Source organism: Heyndrickxia coagulans DSM 1 = ATCC 7050, from assembly GCF_000290615.1.
GTDB classification, from domain to species: domain Bacteria; phylum Bacillota; class Bacilli; order Bacillales; family Bacillaceae_C; genus Weizmannia; species Weizmannia coagulans.
The window spans coordinates 1-236 of the sequence record NZ_ALAS01000281.1 but is presented as its reverse complement, the minus strand read 5'-3'; the positions used below and the strand labels follow the sequence as shown (position 1 = coordinate 236).

1 protein-coding gene is annotated in these 236 nt (G+C 47.5%); it reads left to right on the top strand.

The genetic code is table 11. From position 1 onward, the window contains the following. On the top strand, positions 1-236 hold a 236-nt coding region (locus IC21_RS14865; RefSeq protein ID WP_035181117.1), incomplete at both ends, for a CDP-glycerol glycerophosphotransferase family protein.

The window sequence follows — 236 nt, the reverse complement described above, 5'->3', positions numbered from 1 at the left end:
TATACAACATTGCGACATCGAAATTTGTGATTGTTGATAACTATTATGGTTTCCTGGCTGCCGCCCGGTTTAAAAAAGGGGTGGAATGCATCCAGCTCTGGCATGCAGCAGGGGCCGTTAAAACGTTCGGCCTTGAAGACAAAACGATCCGCACGAGGGGCAAGCGTGCATTGAAGCGGTTTAAAAAAGTGTATGCCCATTTTGACCGGGTAGTGGTGGGGTCTGAAAAAATGAAG